The organism is Streptomyces longwoodensis, assembly GCF_001514125.1.
Classification (GTDB): domain Bacteria; phylum Actinomycetota; class Actinomycetes; order Streptomycetales; family Streptomycetaceae; genus Streptomyces; species Streptomyces longwoodensis.
On record NZ_KQ948552.1, the window covers coordinates 141,194 to 157,830 of the forward strand.

The following is a 16,637-nucleotide window of genomic DNA, read 5'->3' on the forward strand; positions in this document are numbered from 1 at the left end:
GTAAGGCTCACCTAACCTATCGGAGATCGGGGGGTACGCCAACCACGCCGCCCCCGGGACGACTACGCCAGAACGCCCAGCAGGGCCCGCGCGCACAGGTCCCGCACCTGCTCCCGGGTCAGGTCCCCGCCGCGCAGCCACTCCAGGCTCACCGCCGTGGTGAACGCCAGCCAGCCACGCACGGCCAGGCGCACCTCGGGGCGCACCTCCACGGCCGGCCCGAACTCGGGATCGGCGGCCAGCGCGGCGAGCACCTGGCGCTCCTGGGCGGCGAGCGCCCGCTGGTAGACCCGCCGCACCGTGCGGTCCCCCGCCGCGTCGGCGCGGTGGAAGGCGCGGTAGCCGTGGGCGTGCGCCCGCACGTACTCCAGGTACGCGTCCAGGCCGGCGGAGAGCTGGGCGCGCACCGGGACGCCGGGCACCGGCGCCGTCATGGCGAGCATCCGCTCGCTCTCGCGCTCCACCACCGCCGCGAAGAAGTCCCGCTTGGTCGGGAAGTAGTGGTACAGCAGCCCGCGCGACACCCCCGCGATCTCCGCGACCTGCTCGATCCACACGTCGTCGTAGGGGCTCTCGGAGAACAACCGCGCCCCGACCCCCAGGAGTTGTTCCCTGCGCTCCCCGGTGCTCAGCCGACGGCGCACGCGCTCCCCGTGGTTGGCGGTCATGCCCGCACTTTACTTGACGCCGGTTCAGCAACGGGACGAGACTGGACGCGCTGTTGAACCCACGTACAACACCGCGGGCGACAGCACCTGCGCCACCGCAACGGGCCACTGGACCAAGGGAGTTCGCGTCATGGCAGGGACGACGACCGGGCACGCGCCGACCGGTGACGTGCGGCCGAGGGGCTTCCGCAGCGCGGAGCAGGGCTGGCCGGAACTCAACCGGATCCCCCACCCGCCGTACCGGCTGCCGCTGCTGGGCGACGTGCTCGGCGCCAGCCGGACCACGCCCCTGCAGGACTCCCTGCGGTACGCCCGCCGGCTGGGCCCGGTCTTCCGGCGCCGGGCCTTCGGCAAGGAGTTCGTGTTCGTGTGGGGCGCCGGCCCGGTGGCCGACCTCGCGGACGAGACGCGGTTCGCCAAGCACGTGGGCCTCGGCATCGCCAACCTGCGCCCGGTGGTCGGCGACGGGCTGTTCACCGCGTACAACCACGAGCCCAACTGGCAGCTCGCCCACGACGTCCTCGCCCCGGCCTTCAGCCGCGAGGCGATGGCCGCCTACCACCCGATGATGCTGGACGCGGCCGCGCGGCTCACCGACCACTGGGACCGCGCGGTCGGCGCCGGGCACCGGGTGGACGTGCCCGGGGACATGACCAAGCTGACGCTGGAGACGATCGCGCGCACCGGGTTCGGGCACGACTTCGGCTCCTTCGAGCGGTCCCGGCAGCACCCCTTCGTCTCCGCGATGGTCGGCACCCTCACCCACGCCCAGCGGCTGAACACGGTGCCCGCCCCGGCGCTCGCGCTGCTGCGGGGCGCGCGGCGGCGCAACGAGGCGGACATCGCCCGGCTGCACAGCACGGTGGACGACCTGGTGCGCGCCCGGCGGGCCTCCGGCGGCGGTGCGGGGGACCTGCTGGACCGGATGCTGGAGACCGGCCACCCGGACACCGGCGAGAAGCTGTCCGACCAGAACGTGCGGCGCCAGGTCATCACCTTCCTGGTCGCCGGGCACGAGACGACCTCCGGCGCGCTGTCCTTCGCCCTGTACCACCTCGCCCGGCACCCGGACGTCGCCGCCCGCGCCCGGGCGGAGGTGGACCGGGTCTGGGGCGACGGCGTCCCCGGCTACGACCAGGTGGCCCGCCTGCGGTACGTCCGCCGGGTGCTCGACGAGTCGCTGCGACTGTGGCCGACGGCGCCGGCGTACGCACGCGAGGCGCGCGAGGACACCGTGCTGGCCGGGGAGCACCCGATGCGGCGCGGGGCGTGGGCGCTGGTGCTGACGCCGATGCTGCACCGCGACCCCGCGGTGTGGGGACCGGACGCGGAGCGGTTCGACCCGGACCGGTTCGACGCCCGGGCGGTGCGCGCCCGGCCCCCGCACACGTTCAAGCCGTTCGGGACCGGGGCGCGGGCGTGCATCGGGCGGCAGTTCGCGCTGCACGAGGCCACGCTGGTGCTCGGCCTGCTGCTGCGCCGCTACGACCTGGTGGACGACCCGGCGTACCGGCTGCGGGTCACCGAACGGCTGACGCTGATGCCCGAGGGACTGCGGCTGCGCCTGCAACGGCGCACGCCCGCCGCGGCGGGCCAGGGCCCCGACGCCGGCACCGGCACCGGCACCGGCACCGGCACCGGCACCGGCACGGTGGCGGACGACGGGGCCTCAGCGGCGCGGTGCCCAGTGCACCGGGCGCACGACTGAGTCCGGCAGCCGGGTGCCCCCGCTCCCCCGGGCCGCGTTCACCTGCGGCTGGGTCAGGAAGAACGCGCCGGTCAGGTCGGCGTCCGTGAGGTCGGTGTCGCGCAGGTCCGCCCCGATGAGGTCCGCGCCGCGCAGGTCGGCGCCGGTCAGGTCGGCCGCGATCAGGTAGGCCCCGCGCAGGTCGGCGCCCCGCAGGTCGGCCCCCTCGAGCCGGGCACCGATGAGGTCGGCCCCCCGGCGCTTCGCCCTGCGGCCCGGGACCCCGGCGCGCACCAGCTCGCTGGTGCGCAGCAGCAGGACGTTGACCTCTTGGCGGTGGGCGCCCACGTCGAGGCCGGCCAGCGCCTCGGCGCTCCCGAGGGTCAGCGCCTCGGTCCGCTCCCGCGCCCGGCGCAGGTCGTCGTGGACGGGTGCGGCCGCGGGCAGGGTGAGGGCCTCGGTCAGGTAGGCGAGCAGCTCCTGGAGCTGGCGGACCACCGGGAACACCTCGAACATGCGGCGGGCGTGCTCGGGCGGCCCCGTGCGCCAGTCCCGGCCGCCGAAGGTGACCTGCGAGACCTTCTGGCCGGCGCCGAAGCAGTCGTACACCGTGCAGCCGGTGAAGCCCCGCTGCCGCAGCCGCGCGTGGATGCCGCAGCGGTGGTCGTCGCCGAGGTTCGGGCAGGGGGTGCCGGCGTCCTTGTCGAACGCGAAGTCCGCCGACGCGGCGAAGGGCAGGGCCACGCAGCACAGCCCGAAGCAGCGGGAGCAGTCGCCCCGCAGGTCGGCTCGCTCACCCGTTCGATCTCCCATGGCGTCCAGCATAGGCTCGGCGGCCATGGCTCAGGCACCGCGTCCGTCGAGGTCACCAGGGCCGCCCGGGGCGTCCGGGGCGTCCGGGGCGGCGGGGTGCGCCGGTTCGAGGGACGCCAGGTCCGGGACGTCGAGGGCGGCGACCCGCTCCTCGTCGGCCAGGATGTCCAGCGCCACCACGCGCCCGTCCACGACGGTGACCGCCATGACCGACACCAGCCGGCCGTCGACCACGTTGACCACGCCCACGGCGTCCCCGACCAGTGCCACGCGTGCGTAGGGGGCGAAGTGGCGGAAGAGCAGGGACTGCCCGGCGACCTCGCGGGCCCCGCGCACCAGCTTGGAGGCGGCCAGGCCGCGCACCTTCGCCCCGGCGTCGGCGCGCAGCACCACGTCCGGGTCGAGCACGGCGACCAGCGCCTCGAAGTCCCCGGCGCGGCTGGCCGCCAGGAACGCGTCGACGACGGCGCGCTGCCGGGCGAGGTCGCGCTCGGCGGAGGGGGTGGCGCCCTGGACCCGGCGCCGGGCCCGGCTGGCGAGCTGCCGCGCGGCGGCCGGGCTGCGCTCGACGATGCCCGCGATGTCCTCGAAGGGCACGGCGAACAGGTCGTGCAGCACGAACGCGAGCCGCTCGGCGGGCTCCAGCGTCTCCAGGACGACCAGCAGGGCCAGCGCCACCGCGTCGGAGCGCAGCGCCTCCTGCTCGGGGTCGACGGCCGACAGGGGCCGTACGACGGGGTCGGGCACGAAGGTCGAGTCCTCCCCGATCGGCTGCTCGCGGCGCGCCGTCCGGGAGCGGAGCAGGTCGAGGCAGATCCGTCCGGTCACCGTGGTCAGCCAGCCGCCCAGGTTGCGCACGTCGGCGGTGTCGGACCGGCCGAGCCGCAGCCAGGTCTCCTGGACGGCGTCCTCGGCCTCGGCCAGCGAGCCGAGCATGCGGTAGGCCACCGCCCTGAGGTGGGACCGGTGTTCCTCGAACCGGTCCGCCAGTGCCTCGTCCGTGGTGCGCACACGTCCCCCGTGGTCGTCGGTCATGGCCGCAGCGTACGCGGGCGCGTCCTCAGACCTCGTCGCGGGCCAGGGCGAGCAGGCGGTCCAGGACGCGGGGGCCGCCCGCGCGGACGCCGTCGTGCTCGAACTCGTCGGTGACCCAGGTGCGCAGGCCGCGGATGCTCCGGGCGGTGGCGAGGGCGTGCGTGGTGTCGACGTACATGTCGTCGTGGTAGACGGCGGCGGCCACCGGGACCTCGTTGGCGGCGAGCCGGGCGGGGTCGTACAGGGGCGTCCAGGTGCGGGCGGCGAGCAGTTCGGCGGTCTCGCGCAGCGGGCGCAGCGCGGGGTCGCAGCCGAACATCCAGGGGTGAATCGATTCTCCGGTGAAGAGCAGCGGCCCGTCGCCCGCCAGCGCCTTGGCCGCGTCGAACTGCGGGAACTCGGCGCGCACGCGTTCGGCGGCCCAGGCGGTGGGGCGGTCGTCCTGGCCGTAGACCGCCTCGTGGACGAGGGCGTAGAGCGGGTGCGCGGCGAAGGACAGCAGGCCCCGCACCTCCTCCTGGAAGGCGTCGGACAGCTCGGGGCCGTGCGGGGTGCGCACGAAGGGGTCCTCGAGGAGGTGGTGCAGCCGGTGGCTCCCCTCGCCGCCGCCGAGCAGGATGCCGAGCGACTGGAACGCCTCGACGGTCAGCAGGTGGCCGCCCGGCAGGGTGACCTCGTGGGCCAGCAGGTGGTCGGCGACGCGGCGGGCCCGCTCGACGTCCTGCGGGTAACGGGCGTAGTGCGCGGCGACCTTGCGCTCGATGCGCGGGTAGGCGGCGCGGTAGACGTCGTCGGCGTGGGCGTCGAGGGAGGGCAGGCCCCCGGTGATCAGGGCGGCGGCCAGGCCCTCGGGGGCGAGGGACAGGTAGGTGACGGTGCAGAAGCCGCCGAAGCTCTGCCCGAGGACCGTCCAGGGGGCGCCCCCGGTGACCCGGCGGCGGACCAGCTCGCAGTCGCGGACGATGGAGTCGGCCCGGAAGTGCGCCAGGTACGCGGCCTGTTCGGCGGGGCCGCCGCGCAGCGGGAGCGTCTGGCGGTTGGCGGGCGTGGAGGCGCCGGTGCCGCGCTGGTCCAGCAGCAGCACGCGGTACTCCTCCAGGGCGCGGCCGAGCCAGGCGGGGCGGCCGATGAAACGGTTCGCCCCGAAGCCGGGGCCGCCCTGGAGGTACACCAGCCACGGCAGGTCGTCCCGGTCGGCCTTCTCGCTCGCGACCACCTCGCGCGCGTACAGCTCGATCGTCTCCCCGGCCGGGTCGGCGTGGTCGAGGGGAACGGTGAACCGGTGGTCGGTGAGGACGACGCCGGGCTGGCGGTAGGTCGTGGTCAACGGGGCTCCCGGGACGGAAGGGGTGCTTGCCGCGTCCCAGTTCAGCACATGCGCCGCCGCAGGTCGCGGGCGGGGACGGCGCACCGGCGCCCACCTGCTGCTGAACGGCCGGTCAGCGCGAGGCCGGGCGGGAGCGCCGGACCACCGGCTCCGGCGGGAGCACTGCCCTTGTCCACGGCCTCCTGCCCGAGCGGCGGGTCACCGCCTAGGCTTGACCCACTCGAAGATCGCCGAAGGAGCCGCGATGCGTGTCGCCCTGTTCCTGACCTGTGTCAACGACACGCTCTATCCGGACACCGGCCGCGCCGTGGTGAGACTCCTGACCCGACTGGGTGTCGACGTCGACTTCCCGATGGCGCAGACCTGCTGCGGCCAGGCGCACTACAACACCGGCTACCGGCACGAGGCGGAGCCGCTGGCCCGGCACTTCGCCGAGGTCTTCGGGGGGTACGACGCCGTCGTCACGCCGTCCGGGTCCTGCGGGGCGATGGTGCGGGAGATGTACCCGCGCATGGGTGAGCGGGCCCGGGCCGAGGGGCGGGGCGACGCCCTGGCCCGGACGCTGGCGCCGGTGGTGCCCACGACGTACGAGCTGACGGAGTTCCTGGTCGACGTGCTGGGCGTGACGGACGTGGGCGCCACCTACCCGCACACGGTCACCTACCACCCGACCTGTCACGGCCTGCGCGCCCTGGGCCTCGGCGACCGGCCGCGCCGGCTGCTCCAGGCGGTGCGGGGCCTGGAGTTGGTGGAGCTGCCCGGCGCCGACGAGTGCTGCGGCTTCGGCGGCACGTTCGCGGTGAAGAACGCCGACGTCTCGGCCGCGATGGGCGCCGACAAAGTGCGCAACGCCGCCTCGACCGGCGCGGAGGTGCTCTGCGCGGCCGACAACTCCTGCCTGATGCACATCGGCGGCACCATGACCCGGCTGAACAGCGGGATGCGGCCGGTGCACCTCGCGGAGATCCTGGCGAGCACGGAGGAGGAACCGGCCGTATGAGCGGGACGTTCGTCGGGATGCCGGCGTTCCCGGAGGCGGCGCAGGACGCCGTCCGCGACACGACGCTGCGGGGCAACCTGCGGCACGCCACGCACACCATCCGCGCCAAGCGCGCCAAGGCCGTCGCCGAGGTGTCCGACTGGGCGGCGCTGCGCGAGGCCGGCAGGCGGATCAAGGACCACACGCTGCTCCACCTCGACCGCTACCTGGAGCAGTTGGAGGCGGCGGTCACCGCGGCGGGCGGCACCGTCCACTGGGCGGCCGACGCCGAGGAGGCCAACCGGATCGTGGCCCGGCTGGTCAGGGAGACCGGCGAGTCCGAGGTGGTCAAGGTCAAGTCCATGGCCACCCAGGAGATCGGGCTGAACGAGGCGCTGGAGGCCGAGGGCATCCGCGCCTACGAGACCGATCTCGCCGAGCTCATCGTGCAGTTGGGCGAGGACCGGCCCTCGCACATCCTCGTGCCCGCGATCCACCGCAACCGGGGCGAGATCCGGGACGTGTTCCGGTCGCGGATGGGCCACTGGGGCCGCCCCGCGCCCGAGGGGCTGACCGACACCCCGGCCGAACTCGCCGAGGCCGCCCGGCTGCACCTGCGGGAGAAGTTCCTGCGCGCCAAGGTCGGCATCTCCGGCGCCAACTTCATGGTCGCCGAGACCGGCACCCTGGTGGTCGTCGAGTCCGAGGGCAACGGCCGCATGTGCCTGACCCTGCCGGAGACGCTGATCTCGGTCGTCGGCATCGAGAAGGTCGTCCCGTCCTGGCGGGACCTGGAGGTGTTCCTGCAGACGCTGCCGCGGTCCTCCACGGCCGAGCGCATGAACCCCTACACGTCCACCTGGACCGGCACCACGGACGGCGACGGGCCCCGGGTGTTCCACCTGGTCCTGCTCGACAACGGCCGGACCGACACCCTCGCCGACGAGGTCGGCCGCCAGGCCCTGCGCTGCATCCGCTGCTCGGCCTGCCTCAACGTCTGCCCGGTGTACGAGCGGGCCGGCGGCCACGCCTACGGCTCGGTCTACCCGGGGCCGATCGGCGCGATCCTCAGCCCCCAACTGCGCGGCACGGGCAGCGCGATCGACGCCTCGCTGCCGTACGCGTCGAGTCTGTGCGGCGCCTGCTACGAGGTGTGCCCGGTGGCCATCGACATCCCCGAGGTGCTGGTGCACCTGCGCGAACGGGTCGCCCAGGGCGGACCGGTCACCCGGGAGGGCAACAAGGTCGTGCTGAAGCCGGCCGCGGGACACGGCGCCGAGCGGGCGGCGATGCGCGCGGCGCGCTGGGCGTTCCGCCACCCCGGGGCCCTGCGCGCCGGGCAGCGGCTCGCCTCGCGCACCCGGCGCCTGCATCCGCGCACCCTGCCCGGCCCCGGCCGGGCGTGGACGGGCAGCCGGGACCTGCCGGCCGTCCCCCCGGAGCCGTTCCGGGACTGGTGGCAGCGCACGCACGGCGGCCAGGACGGTGCCCGATGAGCGGCAGCAGGGAGCGGATCCTCGGCCGGGTGCGGCGCGCGCTCGCCGACGCCCCGCGCGACGACGGCCCGGTCGAGCGCGGCTACCTGCGCCGGCACGGGGAGCGCACCGTCGAGGAGACGGTCGCCCTGCTCGCCGAGAACCTGGCGGACTACCGGGCCCTGGTCCACCGCTGCACACCGGACGAACTGCCGTCGCTGATCGGCCGGTTGCTCGCCGAGCGGGGGTCGGCCTCGGTGCTGGTCCCGCCGGGACTGGACGCGTCCTGGCTGGCGGGGACGGACGTCGCCCGCGTCGCCGACCGTGCCGGGAGCACCGCGCACGAGCTGGACCGGGTCGACAGCGTGGTCACCGGGTGCGCGGTCGCCGTCGCGGAGACCGGCACCCTCGTGCTGGACGGCTCCCCCGACCAGGGCCGCCGGCGGATCACCCTGGTCCCGGACCACCACGTCTGCGTGGTCCGGGTGCCCGACCAGGTGGTCTCCTCGGTCCCGGAAGCCCTCGAACGGCTCGATCCCGTACGCCCGTTGACGTGGATCTCGGGTCCGTCGGCCACCAGCGACATCGAACTGGACCGGGTGGAGGGCGTGCACGGCCCGCGCACCCTGGAGGTCGTGCTGGTGGGGTGAGCCGGCCGGGACCCCGCCCGGCGGTTCACAGCTCCCGGCGCTCCAGCGGACGCACGGCCGGCCCCTGGACGACCTTGCCGTCGGGGGCGAACCGGGAGCCGTGGCAGGGGCACTCCCAGGCGCCCTCGGCCCGGTTGAACGCGACCAGGCAACCCAGGTGGGTGCAGCGGGCGGACACCGCGTGCAGCTGTCCTTCGGCGTCACGGTGCACGGCGCACCGCTCGCCGTCGACCCGGACGATCGCGCCGTCGCCCGGGGCGATCTGGTCCACCGAGGAGGCGCCGGGCGTGGAGACGCGGTCGCCGACGAAGTGCCGTGCCACCTCCGCCTGCGTCTTGAGGAAGGTGCCGCCCTCCCGGACGACCGAGGCGATGCGGCGCGGGTCGTACAGCTCGCTCCACGGCCTCTCACGGCCGGTGATCTGCTCGGCCAGCAGCCGGCCGGCCATGATGCCGGTGGCCATGCCCCACCCGGCGAACCCGGTCGCGACGTAGGCGTGGTGCGCGCGCGGGTGGAGGAGCCCGACCAGGGGCACGGAGTCGGTGGGGTCGTTGTCCTGGGTGGCCCAGCGGTGCGAGAAGGTCAAGGGGCCGAACCGCTCCGTCGCCCAGCCGGCGAGACGGTCGAAGCGCTCCTCCACGTCACCGCCGGCGCCCGGTGTGAAGTGCTCACCGGTGACGATCAGCAGCCGCCGGCCGTCCGGCAGGGGCGCGGTGCGCACCGAGCGGGTGTTCTGCTCGGGCGTGATGTACATGCCGCGCGGTGCGCGGGAGGCCTCCACGGGTGCGGCGAGCACCAGTTCGCGGCGCGGGGACAGCCGGGTGAAGAGCAGGGCCCGGTCGAACACCGGGTAGTGGGTGGCGACGACGACGTCACGGGCGGTGATCTGCGGCCCGTCACCGCCGCCGTTCCCGGCCTGTCCCCCGTGCAGCGCCTCCGTCGTCAGCACGCACGGCTCGCCCTCGCTGAGGCCGGTCACCCGGGTGTGCTCGTGGATCACTCCGCCGAGCCGGCGGATGTCCTCGGCCAGCGCCAGCAGGTACTTGCGCGGGTGGAACTGCGCCTGGCCGGCGACCTTCACCGCGCCCGCGACGGGGAACGGCAGGTCCGTCTCCGTGACGAACTGCGCCTCCAGGCCGGCCTCCCGGGCGGCGCTCGCCTCCGCGCGCAGCTCCTTCACGCGCCCGGGGTCCTCGGCGTAGGTGAACGCCTCGGTGTCCTCCCAGTCGCAGTCGATGCCCAGCTCCTCGGCCGTCCGGGCCGCGTGCCGGATGGCGTCCGTCTGCGACTCGGCGTACAGGCGGGCGCCTTCGGGGCCGCGGGTGCGGCGCAGCTGGTCGTAGATCAGGGTGTGCTGCGCGCTGAGCTTGGCGGTGGTGTGCCCGGTGACGCCGGCCGCGATCCGGTCCGCCTCCAGCACGGCGACGCTCCGGCCGCGGCGGGCCAGTTCCCAGGCCGTGCTCAGGCCCGCGATGCCGCCGCCCACGACGGCCACGTCGACGGTCAGCGGCCCCTCGGGCGGGGGTGCGGGGTCCGCCGGCGGGGCGGTCTCGAGCCAGTACGACCCGTGGATGTACGCCTGATCGTCCATGCGGGCCGAGTGCCCGCGGCGGGGCGGATCACACGACGGGCGTGGGAGCGAGGCGGGCGGGCCCTGATGGCGGTGTCCCCGCCACCAGGGCCCGCCCTCTCCCTGCGGCCCTACTGGTTCGGCCGGGCCACGCTGATGTCGCCCAGCGCCGACTCCGGGTCGCGTTCCATCGCGAGGTCGGCCAGGGCGACCATGCCGACCGGGTGGCCGCCCTCCACGACGGGCAGGCGGCGCACGGCGTGCTCCCGCATGAGCCCGACGGCCCGGTCCAGGTCGTCGTCGGGGGTGACCGTCACCAGGTCGTCGCTGCACGCGCCGGCCACGGTCGTCCGCTCGGGGTCCCAGCCCTCGGCGAGGGCGCGCACCACCAGGTCCCGGTCGCTGACCAGGCCGCGCAACTCGTCGTGGTCGGCGACCAGGACGGCCCCGATGTTCTCGTCCCGCATCAGCCGGGCCACGGCCGTCAGCGAGGTCTGCGGCTCCACGGTCACGGGCCCACCGGTCATGATGTCCCGTACGTGCTGTGCCACGGTGTCTCCTCCTCCCGGTGTCCGGCGGTGCGGCCCACCGCCGCTCGGCGGCCGGGTACCCCGTGGGGCCCGGGCATCCCGGGCCCGGTCGTCCCGGCCCACCCCGTGACAGCGGCGGTGAACAAGCGCTTAGATAGGTGCCCGTACGATCCACCGCACCCGCCGGGAGGCCCCGTTGTTCACGTCCGTCGACGACGTCTCCGCCCGTCTCGCCGAGACCGGCTACCTGGCCTCCCCCGCCGTGGCCACCACCGTCTTCCTCGCCGACCGGCTCGGCAAGCCGCTCCTGGTCGAGGGCCCGGCGGGGGTCGGCAAGACCGAGCTGGCCAAGGCCGTCGCCCAGGTGGCGGGGGCGCGCCTGGTGCGGCTGCAGTGCTACGAGGGCGTCGACGAGTCCCGGGCGCTGTACGAGTGGAACCACGCCAAGCAGCTGCTGCGGATCAGCGCGGGCCGCGACGAGACCTGGGACGAGACGCGCACCGACATCTTCAGCGAGGAGTTCCTGCTCCCCCGCCCGCTGCTCACGGCGATCCGCGGCGACGACCCGAAGGTCCTGCTGATCGACGAGACCGACAAGGCCGACGTCGAGGTGGAGGGCCTGCTCCTGGAGGTGCTCAGCGACTTCCAGGTCACGGTCCCCGAGCTGGGCACGATCACCGCCGCCCGGCGCCCGTTCGTGGTGCTCACCTCGAACGCGAGCCGGGAGCTGTCCGAGGCGTTGCGGCGCCGCTGCCTGTTCCTGCACATCGGCTTCCCCGACGAGGAGCTGGAGCGGCGGATCGTACGGCTGAAGGTGCCCGGCGTCGACGAGGCGCTGGCCGCGTCCCTGGTGCGGGTGGTCGGCGCGCTGCGGGCGATGGACCTGCGCAAGGTGCCGTCGGTCGCCGAGACCATCGACTGGGCCCGCACCCTGCTGGCGCTGGGCGCGGACACGCTGGACGAGAACGTCGTGCGGGACACCCTCGGCGTGGTCCTCAAGCACCAGGAGGACGTCCTGAAGGCGTCCGCCAAGCTGGACCTGGACGCGCTGTGACCGCGGACGCGGCGACCACCGACCTGGCGGCGCGGCTGACGGGGTTCGTCGCCGCGCTGCGGGCGCACGGGGTGCGGATCGGCACGGGCGAGACCGTGGACGCCGCCCGGGCGGTGGCGGCGCTGGGCCTGGCCGACCGGGCGGTGCTGCGCGAGGGACTGGCCGCGACCCTGCTGCACGAGACGGGCCAACGGCCGGTGTTCGACGCAGTGTTCGACCTGTACTTCCCGCACGCCGTGGGCGGCCCCGCGACGGAGGCCGCCGATCGGGAGGAGCTGCGCGACCGGCTCGCCGACGCCCTCACCGCGGACGACCGGGCGATGCTGGCCCGGCTGGCCGTCGAGGCGGTGGACGGACTGGGCGGCTACGGCGGCGCACCCGGATCGGACGGCTGGTCGTCGTACCAGACGCTCGAACGACTGCGCCCGCAGACCCTGTTGGCGAGGGTGCGGGACGAACTGCGGGCACGGGGCGCCGGCGCGGGCTTCGCGGACCGGCTGCTGGAGGACGAGATCCGGCGCCGCATCGAGGCCTTCCGCGCGCTGGTGGCCGCGGAGGCGCGGCGGCGGGTGGCGGAGCGGCGGGGCCGGGAGGAGATCGCCCGCCGGGCCGTGGCGCCCACCGCGGACCGGGTGGACTTCCTGTACGCCGGGAAGGACCGGCTGGCCGAACTGCGGCGCACCGTCCAGCCGTTGGCCCGCAAGCTCGCCACCCGGCTGGCCGCGCGCCGGCGGCGGGCCGCCCGGGGCTCCGTCGACCTGCGCCGCACCCTGCGCGGCTCCCTGTCCACCGGGGGCGTGCCCATGCGGCCGGTGCTGCGGCGGCGCCGGCCGGCCCGTCCCGAGCTGGTGCTGCTGTGCGACGTGTCGGGTTCGGTGGCCGGGTTCTCGGACTTCACGATGCTGCTGGTGCAGGCGCTGCACGACCAGTTCACCAAGGTGCGCGTGTTCGCCTTCGTCAACCGCGTCGACGAGGTGACCGGGCTGCTCGTGCACGGCGCCGCCGACCCCGAGGGCCTGAGCGCCCGCATCCACGGCGAGGCCGCCGTCGCCGCCTGGCACGGCAGCAGCGACTACGGCGTCGCCCTGGGCGAGTTCGCCGAGCGGTACGCCCGCACGCTCACCCCCCGCACCACCGTGTTCGTCCTCGGCGACGCGCGGACCAACCGCAGCGACCCGAACCTGCCCGCCGTCCGCGCGATCGCGCGGCGCTGCCGCCGCGTCCACTGGCTGAACCCGGAGCCGCGCGCCCAGTGGGGCACCGGGGACTCGGCGGCGCTCGCCTACGCCGACCTGGTGCCCATGCACGAGTGCCGCACCGCCCGCCAGCTCGGCACCCTCGTCGAGCGCCTCCTGCCGGTCTGACCCGTCCGGGAGGCGCCGGGCACGCCGCGGGGCGGGAGAGGGGTGCGACCCCTCCCCCGCCCCGGTCCGTCCGGGTGGTGCGCCACGGCGGGGCGCCGTGCGGTCAGTCCCCGGCCTTCGCGTAGTCCCGGGCCATGGCGCCGGCGAAGTCGTACACCACGACCTGCTCGTCCCCGACGACCCAGGCGTCGTGGCCGGGCGTGCAGACGAACACGTCGCCGGGACCGACCTCGCTCTCCCCGCCGTCGTCCATGTGCAGGTGCATGCGTCCCTGCACGACGTAGCCGTTGTGGTGGACCTGGCAGGTCTCGGTGCCCGCGATGGGTGCCACGGACTCCGACCAGCGCCACCCGGGCTCGAAGGTGGCCACGGCGAAGTCCAGCCCGCTCAGGTGGACGGCTTCGAGGTGACCGCGGGGGAAATCGCGCCGCTCGTCGGGCTTGTCGAGCGTCTTCACTTCCAGCATGACGCTCCTCCCTTCCGGCCGTGCCTCACGGCCGGGGCCGGTCTCCCCGGCGGCCCTGGACGTCACCGATGGGGGACCGCACCCCATCCCTTCATCCTCCGCCCGTCCCGGGCCACCCGCCATTCGACGCCCGTGCCGCGCGGCCGAGGGGGCGCGGGGCGGCGGAGGGCGACGGCACGATCATTGCCCGGTCCCTCCAAGTCCCGCTCCCCCACGATGTATTGTCGGTCGCGCCGGTCCACGGCGCGGGTGTCTGGGGGAAGAGATGCAGCCTGGAGAGCAACTGTCCACGAAGATCGACGCGTCGGTCCCCACGGCCGCGCGCATGTACGACTACTACCTCGGCGGCAAGGACAACTACGCCGCCGACCGCGCGGCCGTCGAGGAGCTGGACAAGGTCGTCCCCAGCACCAGGGCCCTCGCGCTGAACAACCGCCGCTTCCTCCAGCGGGTCGTGCGCACGCTGACCCAGGAGTACGGCATCCGGCAGTTCCTGGACCACGGGTCCGGGCTGCCGACCCAGGACAACATCCACCAGGTCGCCCAGCGCATCGACCCCGGCGTCCACGTGGTCTACGTCGACAACGACCCGATGGTCATGGTCCACGGCCGGGCCCTGCTGGAGCAGGACGAGCGGACCACGGTCATACACGCCGACCTGCGCGAGACCGACGCGATCTTCGGACACGAGGACACCCGGCGCCTGATCGACTTCGACCAGCCGGTGGCCGTGCTGTTCAACTCGGTGTTCCACTGCATCCCGGACAGCGAGACCGACGGCCCGCCGGCCGTGGTGCGCCGCGTCGTCGAGCGGCTGGCGCCGGGCAGCTGCCTGGTGATGTGCCAGCTGGTCAGCGACGACCCGGCGGTCCGCGAGTTCGTCACCGACTTCATGGACAAGGCGACCCAGGGGCACTGGGGCCGGGTGCGGGAGCAGAAGGACGTCGAGGCCTGGTTCGAGGGGCTCGACGTGCTCGAACCGGGTCTGGTCGAGGTCTCCACCTGGCGCCCGGACACCGAGGTGGCTCCCCGCCAACTGACGCAGGAGTGGATCGAGTTCGGCGGTGTGGCCCGTCTGGGCTAGGCAGGGCCGAGGGCGCCGCGGTGCGGCGCCCTCGTCGGTTACCGGGACGGTCGGCGCGCGGCGCTACTGCGCGTAGCGCTGCTTCATCGTGTCGCGCAGCAGGTCCAGGGACTCCCGCGGGTTGAGCGCCTCGTCGGCCAGCCGGTCGAGGGTGACCCGGTACTCCTCGGTCTCGTCCTGGTCCTCCAGGAAGGTGGCGCTGCGGATCTACTCCAGGTACACCACGTCGGGCAGGTCCGAGCCGCCGAAGCGCAGGTAGGTGACGGGGATCACCGGCGCGGAGGCGTGGGTCACGTCCAGGGGCACGACCTGCAGGGTGACGTGGGGCTTCTGCGCCATCGTCACCAGGTGCTCTAGCTGTTCGCGCATGACCTCGCGGCCGCCCAGCACGCGCAGCAGCACCGACTCGTCGACGACCGCCCACAGCTGCGGGGCGTCCGGGCGCTGGAGCAGCTGGCAGCGGCGCATGCGCAGCTCCACGCGCCGCTCGACCTCACGGAGCGGCGCGGAAGGCAGACCGCGCTCGACGACGGCGCGGGCGTACGCGGCCGTCTGGAGCAGGCCCGGCACGTACTGGATCTCGAAGGTACGGATCGCGGTGGCCGCCTCCTGGAGTCCGACCAGCCGGTCGAACCACTCGGGCATCAGCCGCTTGTCGTAGCGCTGCCACCAGCCCGGCTCGTTGGCCCGCCGCAGCAACTGCAGGAGCAGCGACGCCTCGTACTCACCGGTGCCGTACAGCCCGAGCAGGGCGCGCACGTCGGCCTCGGTCGGGGGCTTGCGGCCCTTGCCCGCCTCGATGCGCGACAGCTTCGCCGGGCTGAAGCCCAGCTGTCGCGCGGCCTGCTCCTGGGAGTAGCCCGCGTCCTCGCGGATGCCCGCCAGCTGCACGCCGACCAGCATCTTCAGCAGGGTCGGGGCTGGTTCCGAACGGCTCAGATACGGTTCGAGACGGGAGACCCGGGGCTTCTCGACAGACATCCTGACTCCCGCTGGTCCGGCAGACGACTCCCGCAGTATCGCATCCGGCCGCCGTCCACCGCACGGGGTGCGGAAGCTGAAACCTCCTCAGTTCCCCTCGTCGGGTGGCCCCTTGGGGCCGTCCGGCCGAACCGCGAGGTCACACCAGGTGGTCGAACTCCCCGTCCTTGGCGCCCGCCAGGAACGCGGCGACCTCGGCCGGCGTGTAGACCAGGGCGGGACCCTCGGGGTCACGCGAGTTGCGCAGCGCGACGCCGCCGCCGTCCAGCGCCGCCACCTCGACGCAGTTGCCCTCGGCAGCGCTGTGGGTGCTCTTGATCCAGCGGACGCCCAGCGAGCTCGCCCGCACTCCGTTCCGTATCGACGCCACGGCACTCTCCTCGTTCGTGCGCGCAATTTCCCGTGAAATTGCACGAGGCCACTCTCAGCGTGGATAATAGCCGTGCCGTCAACCGCCGTTCCGGCGCCCCGTCCTGACGTCGCCTCAGGGAGATGCCGTGTCATCACCTGCACAGTTCCGGAACCGAGAGTCCGTGCACGACTCGGCCCGAACAGCCACCTTCCGCATCACCGGCAGCCGGGAGGGGTTCGCCGAGGCGCGCGAGTTCACCCACCGCACGCTGGACATGTGGGACGTGGGCGAGTGCGCCGACGACGCGGTCACGGTCGTCACCGAGCTCGCCGCCAACGCGGTGCTGCACGCCCTGCCGGACGTGCCGCCGGGCGGCGCCGACGTGCGGCTGCGGCTCACCCTGCGCCGGGCCCACCTGGTCTGCGCGGTCACCGACCAGTGCGACACGCCCCCGCTGTACCCGTCCCCCGGGGACTCGCTGCTGGAGCACGGCCGGGGACTGCACATCGTGGAGGCCCTGTCGGCCCACTGGGGCTGGACCCGCCGCGCGCCCCTCGGCAAGACCGTCTGGGCGATGCTGCCGACGCGAACGCAGGCCTGAC

The 16,637-nt window shown here is 74.5% G+C and carries 16 protein-coding genes and 1 pseudogene; 8 read left to right on the plus strand and 9 right to left on the minus strand.

Annotation, left to right across the window (positions count from 1 at the left end):
• Positions 1-62: 62 nt before the first annotated feature.
• Positions 63-668 (minus strand): TetR/AcrR family transcriptional regulator, encoded by a 606-nt coding sequence (locus AQJ30_RS13100; RefSeq protein WP_067233019.1) that lies wholly within the window; start codon positions 666-668, stop codon positions 63-65.
• A gap of 130 nt (positions 669-798) precedes the next feature.
• Between AQJ30_RS13100 and AQJ30_RS13105 the strand changes: the two genes are divergently transcribed.
• Positions 799-2,376, plus strand: coding sequence for a cytochrome P450 (locus AQJ30_RS13105; protein ID WP_067233021.1), 1,578 nt, complete (start codon positions 799-801; stop codon positions 2,374-2,376).
• Here the strand turns inward: AQJ30_RS13105 and AQJ30_RS13110 are convergent.
• Genes AQJ30_RS13110 through AQJ30_RS13120 form a run of 3 tightly spaced genes read right to left on the minus strand, consistent with a single transcriptional unit; the run spans position 2,338 to position 5,530 of the window.
• Positions 2,338-3,180, minus strand: a complete 843-nt coding sequence (locus AQJ30_RS13110; protein WP_067233022.1) for a pentapeptide repeat-containing protein — start codon at positions 3,178-3,180, stop codon at positions 2,338-2,340. The two genes, AQJ30_RS13105 and AQJ30_RS13110, sit on opposite strands and share 39 nt — an antisense overlap.
• 18 nt (positions 3,181-3,198) lie before the next feature.
• Complete coding sequence (locus tag AQJ30_RS13115; protein ID WP_079084000.1) at positions 3,199-4,203, minus strand: sigma-70 family RNA polymerase sigma factor; 1,005 nt, start codon at positions 4,201-4,203, stop codon at positions 3,199-3,201.
• Positions 4,204-4,228: 25 nt separating this feature from the next.
• Positions 4,229-5,530 carry an alpha/beta fold hydrolase gene (locus tag AQJ30_RS13120; protein WP_067233024.1) on the minus strand — a complete coding sequence of 434 codons (1,302 nt, stop codon included), beginning with the start codon at positions 5,528-5,530 and terminating at the stop codon, positions 4,229-4,231.
• A 244-nt stretch (positions 5,531-5,774) separates the two neighbouring features.
• Between AQJ30_RS13120 and AQJ30_RS13125 the strand changes: the two genes are divergently transcribed.
• From AQJ30_RS13125 to AQJ30_RS13135, 3 genes are read left to right on the plus strand one after another with little or no spacing between them, the layout of a single operon-like run.
• The gene (locus AQJ30_RS13125) at positions 5,775-6,530 is read left to right on the plus strand and encodes a (Fe-S)-binding protein (protein ID WP_067233026.1); all 756 of its coding nucleotides are present in this window, start codon (positions 5,775-5,777) and stop codon (positions 6,528-6,530) included.
• A complete protein-coding gene (locus tag AQJ30_RS13130; RefSeq protein WP_067233028.1) occupies positions 6,527-8,005 on the plus strand; it encodes a LutB/LldF family L-lactate oxidation iron-sulfur protein in 1,479 nt (492 codons plus the stop codon). Before AQJ30_RS13125 ends, AQJ30_RS13130 begins: the two co-directional genes overlap by 4 nt.
• Positions 8,002-8,634: a LutC/YkgG family protein gene (locus tag AQJ30_RS13135; protein ID WP_067233030.1), complete on the plus strand. Its 633-nt coding sequence runs from the start codon at positions 8,002-8,004 to the stop codon at positions 8,632-8,634. The genes AQJ30_RS13130 and AQJ30_RS13135 overlap by 4 nt, the downstream gene beginning before the upstream one ends.
• 25 nt (positions 8,635-8,659) lie before the next feature.
• Here AQJ30_RS13135 and AQJ30_RS13140 read toward each other — a convergent pair whose 3' ends face one another.
• Positions 8,660-10,225, minus strand: a complete 1,566-nt coding sequence (locus AQJ30_RS13140; RefSeq protein WP_067233031.1) for an FAD-dependent oxidoreductase — start codon at positions 10,223-10,225, stop codon at positions 8,660-8,662.
• Positions 10,226-10,335: 110 nt separating this feature from the next.
• A complete protein-coding gene (locus AQJ30_RS13145; protein ID WP_067233033.1) occupies positions 10,336-10,755 on the minus strand; it encodes a CBS domain-containing protein in 420 nt (139 codons plus the stop codon).
• Positions 10,756-10,930: 175 nt separating this feature from the next.
• Here AQJ30_RS13145 and AQJ30_RS13150 point away from each other — a divergent pair, with 175 nt between their 5' ends.
• Together AQJ30_RS13150 and AQJ30_RS13155 are read left to right on the plus strand one after the other, a co-directional pair.
• Positions 10,931-11,788, plus strand: a complete 858-nt coding sequence (locus AQJ30_RS13150) for an AAA family ATPase (protein ID WP_067233035.1) — start codon at positions 10,931-10,933, stop codon at positions 11,786-11,788.
• Positions 11,785-13,152: a vWA domain-containing protein gene (locus AQJ30_RS13155; RefSeq protein WP_067233036.1), complete on the plus strand. Its 1,368-nt coding sequence runs from the start codon at positions 11,785-11,787 to the stop codon at positions 13,150-13,152. Before AQJ30_RS13150 ends, AQJ30_RS13155 begins: the two co-directional genes overlap by 4 nt.
• Positions 13,153-13,255: 103 nt before the next feature.
• On the opposite strand, the gene AQJ30_RS13160 is transcribed toward AQJ30_RS13155, so the two are convergent.
• Complete coding sequence (locus AQJ30_RS13160) at positions 13,256-13,618, minus strand: cupin domain-containing protein (RefSeq protein ID WP_067233038.1); 363 nt, start codon at positions 13,616-13,618, stop codon at positions 13,256-13,258.
• A 265-nt stretch (positions 13,619-13,883) separates the two neighbouring features.
• On the opposite strand from AQJ30_RS13160, the gene AQJ30_RS13165 reads away from it, so the two are divergent.
• Positions 13,884-14,702: an SAM-dependent methyltransferase gene (locus AQJ30_RS13165; RefSeq protein ID WP_067233040.1), complete on the plus strand. Its 819-nt coding sequence runs from the start codon at positions 13,884-13,886 to the stop codon at positions 14,700-14,702.
• A 63-nt stretch (positions 14,703-14,765) separates the two neighbouring features.
• Here AQJ30_RS13165 and AQJ30_RS13170 read toward each other — a convergent pair.
• A pseudogene (locus AQJ30_RS13170) lies at positions 14,766-15,683 on the minus strand (helix-turn-helix domain-containing protein).
• Between the two features lie 139 nt (positions 15,684-15,822).
• Positions 15,823-16,044 carry a DUF397 domain-containing protein gene (locus AQJ30_RS13175; RefSeq protein ID WP_067233545.1) on the minus strand — a complete coding sequence of 74 codons (222 nt, stop codon included), beginning with the start codon at positions 16,042-16,044 and terminating at the stop codon, positions 15,823-15,825.
• Positions 16,045-16,216: 172 nt separating this feature from the next.
• Here AQJ30_RS13175 and AQJ30_RS13180 point away from each other — a divergent pair, with 172 nt between their 5' ends.
• Positions 16,217-16,636 carry an ATP-binding protein gene (locus tag AQJ30_RS13180; RefSeq protein ID WP_245726909.1) on the plus strand — a complete coding sequence of 140 codons (420 nt, stop codon included), beginning with the start codon at positions 16,217-16,219 and terminating at the stop codon, positions 16,634-16,636.
• Position 16,637: the final 1 nt, after the last annotated feature.

Coding starts and splice junctions, on each gene's coding strand:
- AQJ30_RS13130 (WP_067233028.1), top strand. CDS start 6,527: ATGAGCGGGACGTTCGTCGGGATGCCGGCGTTCCCGGAGGCGGCGCAG.
- AQJ30_RS13105 (WP_067233021.1), top strand. CDS start 799: ATGGCAGGGACGACGACCGGGCACGCGCCGACCGGTGACGTGCGGCCG.
- AQJ30_RS13160 (WP_067233038.1), bottom strand. CDS start 13,618: ATGCTGGAAGTGAAGACGCTCGACAAGCCCGACGAGCGGCGCGATTTC.
- AQJ30_RS13115 (WP_079084000.1), bottom strand. CDS start 4,203: ATGACCGACGACCACGGGGGACGTGTGCGCACCACGGACGAGGCACTG.
- AQJ30_RS13125 (WP_067233026.1), top strand. CDS start 5,775: ATGCGTGTCGCCCTGTTCCTGACCTGTGTCAACGACACGCTCTATCCG.
- AQJ30_RS13110 (WP_067233022.1), bottom strand. CDS start 3,180: ATGCTGGACGCCATGGGAGATCGAACGGGTGAGCGAGCCGACCTGCGG.
- AQJ30_RS13140 (WP_067233031.1), bottom strand. CDS start 10,225: ATGGACGATCAGGCGTACATCCACGGGTCGTACTGGCTCGAGACCGCC.
- AQJ30_RS13135 (WP_067233030.1), top strand. CDS start 8,002: ATGAGCGGCAGCAGGGAGCGGATCCTCGGCCGGGTGCGGCGCGCGCTC.
- AQJ30_RS13165 (WP_067233040.1), top strand. CDS start 13,884: ATGCAGCCTGGAGAGCAACTGTCCACGAAGATCGACGCGTCGGTCCCC.
- AQJ30_RS13100 (WP_067233019.1), bottom strand. CDS start 668: ATGACCGCCAACCACGGGGAGCGCGTGCGCCGTCGGCTGAGCACCGGG.